The sequence below is a fragment of the Dietzia sp. Cai40 genome (assembly GCF_014145165.1).
Lineage (GTDB): Bacteria > Actinomycetota > Actinomycetes > Mycobacteriales > Mycobacteriaceae > Dietzia > Dietzia natronolimnaea.
Genome location: NZ_JAALEB010000446.1, coordinates 1 through 3,993 on the forward strand (window position 1 = coordinate 1; position 3,993 = coordinate 3,993).

The 3,993-nt window shown below is 66.9% G+C and carries 4 protein-coding genes; 3 read left to right on the forward strand and 1 reads right to left on the reverse strand.

What is annotated here, in order from left to right; translation table 11 throughout:
• Positions 1 to 355: dioxygenase (locus G6022_RS15340; protein WP_277819508.1), on the reverse strand; the 355-nt coding region annotated here is incomplete at its 3' end.
• 347 nt (positions 356 to 702) lie between these two features.
• Between G6022_RS15340 and benA the strand changes: the two genes are divergently transcribed.
• The 3 genes from benA to benC all read left to right on the forward strand — a co-directional run.
• Positions 703 to 2,115, forward strand: a complete 1,413-nt coding sequence (benA, locus tag G6022_RS15345; RefSeq protein WP_179524920.1) for a benzoate 1,2-dioxygenase large subunit — start codon at positions 703 to 705, stop codon at positions 2,113 to 2,115.
• 60 nt (positions 2,116 to 2,175) lie between these two features.
• On the forward strand, positions 2,176 to 2,700 hold the full coding sequence (gene benB / locus G6022_RS15350; RefSeq protein WP_179524919.1) for a benzoate 1,2-dioxygenase small subunit: 525 nt from the start codon (positions 2,176 to 2,178) through the stop codon (positions 2,698 to 2,700).
• Between the two features lie 93 nt (positions 2,701 to 2,793).
• A partial coding sequence (gene benC, locus G6022_RS15355) for a benzoate 1,2-dioxygenase electron transfer component BenC (RefSeq protein ID WP_182691927.1) occupies positions 2,794 to 3,993 on the forward strand: 1,200 nt, incomplete at its 3' end.

A 3,993-nucleotide genomic window follows, 5' to 3' on the forward strand; every position in this document is an offset into this window, starting at 1 on the left:
GCACGTAGTACGGGCCCTCGATGGAGCCCTTGGTGCCGTTGAAGATCCGGCTGTTGGAGTCCTCGATGAAGTGCTCGAGGAAGACGTCGAGCCACAGCGGCCACTCGCCACCCTCGCCGACGCTGATGAGCCACTGCTTGAGGACGCGGTACTCGTCGTAGGTCACCTCGTGCTGGTAGATGACCTCGGACAGCTTGGTCAGCACGTCCTTGTAGATGGCGGCCGCGCGCTCGGGCGAGGTGTCGGACCCGACCCGGTTGCCCTTGAACTTGTCGGTGGCGGCGCTACCGGAACCGGAGGCGGTGGGGACTGCGGTGGTGGGGACAGCGGTGGTGGGGACAGCGGTGGTGCTCATGACGCTCCCTGCGTGAGTGGGGGGACTGGATCGGGCCGGTGGACGATGTCCCGGTTCGGGATCCCCGTCGGCCGATGCCCTCACTGTGCCCCCGCCGCGGGTGTGTCGTCAATCACCCTTCTATACGTTTGTAGTGGCTTCCGTGTGCGCGTTTCGCGCCTCCCGAGCACGTTCCCGCAGATGAGCGTCCGGATGCGGCCTCGCTGTTCGCGGTGCGAACAACTGACACCTAGGCACGACTAGGCAAACCCCTAGTGTGACTCGTCCCACAGTCAGGCACCGTTGGGGTCATCACGGCACCAGGTCGCCTGAGTGGTGGCCCGCCCCGACCCCGCTAGGAGCACTCGATGTCCGATCGACTCGACCATCTGCAGCACACTCTCGACACCGCTCTCGAGGACCGTCCCGCCGAGGGCGTCATCCGCGCGAACCGTCGCATCTTCACCGACGAGGAGCTGTTCGAACTCGAGATGACGCACATCTTCGAGGGCAACTGGGTCTACCTGGCGCACGAGAGCCAGATCCCGAACATCGGCGACTACTTCACCACCGACATCGGCCGCCAGCCCATCATGATCACCCGCGGCAGGGACGGAGAGCTGAACTGCCTAATCAACGCCTGCTCGCACCGCGGGGCGATGCTGTGCCGCCGCAAGACCGACAACCGCACCACTCTGACCTGCCCTTTCCACGGGTGGACTTTCTCCAACTCCGGTGAGCTACTGAAGGTCAAGGACCCGCGGGACGCCGGCTATCCGGAGCAGTTCAATACCGGCGGTTCACATGACCTTCGCCGTGTGGCCCGGTTCGCCAACTACCGCGGGTTCCTCTTCGGCAGCCTGAACCCCGACGTGCTGCCGATCGAGGAACACCTCGGTGACAGCCGGACCATCATCGACATGCTCGTCGACCAGTCCCCGGAGGGCCTGGAGGTACTTCGTGGGTCCTCGACCTACACCTTCGACGGCAACTGGAAGCTCCAGGCCGAGAACGGTGCGGACGGATACCACGTCTCGGCGACCCACTGGAACTACGCGGCCACCACCGCCCGGCGGGGCTCCGGTGAATCCAAGAACGAGACAAAGGCCATGGACGCCGGCACCTGGGGCAAGCAGGGAGGCGGCTACTGGTCGTTCGACCACGGCCACCTGCTGCTGTGGATGTGGTGGGGCAACCCCGAGGATCGTCCGCTGTGGGAGCGCAGGGACGAACTGGCCGAGCAGATCGGCGAGAAGAAGGCGGAGTTCATGGTCGGGGCCTCCCGGAACCTGTGCCTCTACCCCAACGTCTACCTGATGGACCAGTTCTCCAGTCAGATCCGGCACTTCAAGCCGATCTCCGTGGACAAGACCGAGGTGACGATCTACTGCATCGCCCCCAAGGGCGAGAGCGCCGAGGCGCGCGCCGCCCGGATCCGCCAGTACGAGGACTTCTTCAACGCGACGGGCATGGCGACGCCGGACGACCTGGAGGAGTTCCGCTCCTGCCAAAAGACCTACCTGGCCGGCGCCGCACCGTGGAACGACATGACCCGCGGATCCACGCACCAGGTCGCCGGACCCGATGCCACCGCCCGAGGTCTGGGGATGGAGAACGTGCTCTCCTCCGGCGCCAAGACCGAGGACGAGGGCCTGTACCCGGTACAGCACGGGTACTGGCTCGAGACCATGCGCCGCGCGTTGGAGGCGGAGGAACGCGCCGCCGCCGAGGCGGGGAAGAACGGGGTGGCGCAGAGCGTCGCCGCGTCCGCCTCCCTCTGATCTGACCCGCGCTGATCTGACCCGCGCCCCCTCCTCCCCACGCCCACGAAAGGACCGATCATGTCCGCACCCTCAGTATCTGAACCGGCGGTGGCGTCGATCTCCGTCGAGGAGATCTCCGCCTTCCTCTTCCGCGAGGCCCGCCTTCTCGACGACCGGCAGTTCGAAGCATGGATCGAGTGCTATCGCGAGGACGCGATGTACTGGATGCCCGCGTGGGACGACGACGGCGAGCTCACCACGGACCCCTACTCCGAGATCTCGCTCATCTTCTATCCCAACCGGGCCGGCATCGAGGACCGGGTGTTCCGCATCCGTACCGACCGGTCGTCGTCCACCTCCCTCCCGGAACCCCGCACGGGCCACCTCATCAGCAACATCGAGGTGACGGACAGGCGACCCGGCGAGGTCGACGTCCGCTTCAACTGGCTCTCCTCGTACGTCCGCTACAAGACCACCGACCAGTACTTCGGGACGTCCTTCTACACCCTCGACGTCACCGGGGAGACCCCGCTGATCACGTACAAGAAGGTCGTCCTCAAGAACGACTACATCCACCACATCGTGGACGTCTACATGGTGTGACCCGCGTTGCCACGAGTCCGCCCCACCGGGGCGTCGACGATCACCGGACCGCCCAGTGCGGTCGATCATGCCAGCGACAAGAAGTGAGATCCCATGAGTTACCAGGTGGCCCTGGGCTTCGAGGACGGTGTGACGCGCTTCATCACATGCGGCCCGTCGGAAACCGTCGCCGACGCCTCGTACAAGGCCCGAATCAACATCCCCCTCGACTGCCGCGACGGAGCATGCGGCACGTGTAAGTCACTGTGCGAGTCGGGAGACTTCGACGGCGGCGACTACATCGACGACGCACTCACCGCTGCCGAGGCCGAGGCCGGATTCTGCCTGCCGTGCCAGATGGTCCCCCGCTCGGACCTGGTGGTCCAGATCCCCACCACCTCGGACGTGGCCAAGACGACCGCGGCCGCCCACCCGGCGACCGTCACGGCGGTCGAGCGCCTGGCCGAGGGCGCGTTCGCGCTGACCGTGGAGCTCGACGACCGTGGAGCCCTGGCGTTCCTGCCGGGGCAGTACGTGAACGTCTCGGTTCCCGGCACCGACCAGGTCCGCTCGTACTCGTTCTCGACCGGCCCGGACGACGACCGCCTGTCGTTCCTCATCAAGTACGCCCCGGGCGGCGCGATGTCCGAGTACCTGGCGCAACGGTGCACGGTGGGCGATCGGCTCGACCTCACGGGCCCGATGGGCAGCTTCTTCCTGCGCGAGTCACCGCGACCGCTGCTCCTGCTCGCGGGGGGCACCGGACTCGCGCCCGTCCTGTCGATCCTGGAGAGCCTCGCCGTCGCCGGTTCCGGGGACAGGCCCGTGCACCTGGTCTACGGCACGTCACGCGACACCGACGTGGTGTGCACCGATCTGCTCGACGACTACACGACACGGCTGCCGGGGATGACGTGGGACCTGGTCGTGTCCGACCCGGCCACGGCGTTCCCGAACACCGGATACGTCACCGGGTTGATCCGGCCAGAGCACCTCCATGACGGGACGGCCGACATCTACCTGTGCGGTCCGCCGCCGATGGTGGAGTCCGTCCGGACCTTCCTGGACACCGAGGGCCTGGAGGTCACACACTTCTACTACGAGAAGTTCACCCCGGCCACCGTGGCCGGAGACGGGGCGGCCGATCCGGACGCCCGGGTCGAATCCACCACACCCGTTGAGACCCCGGAACCCACCGCCCACGCCGCGGTCGCACCGGTCGTCGTCGACACCACCGCCGCCCGCGCGGAACACGAGCCGGTCGCGGTCGCCACGGCCCCCGACGGGCTCGCCACAGCCGGGCCCGTCTCAACC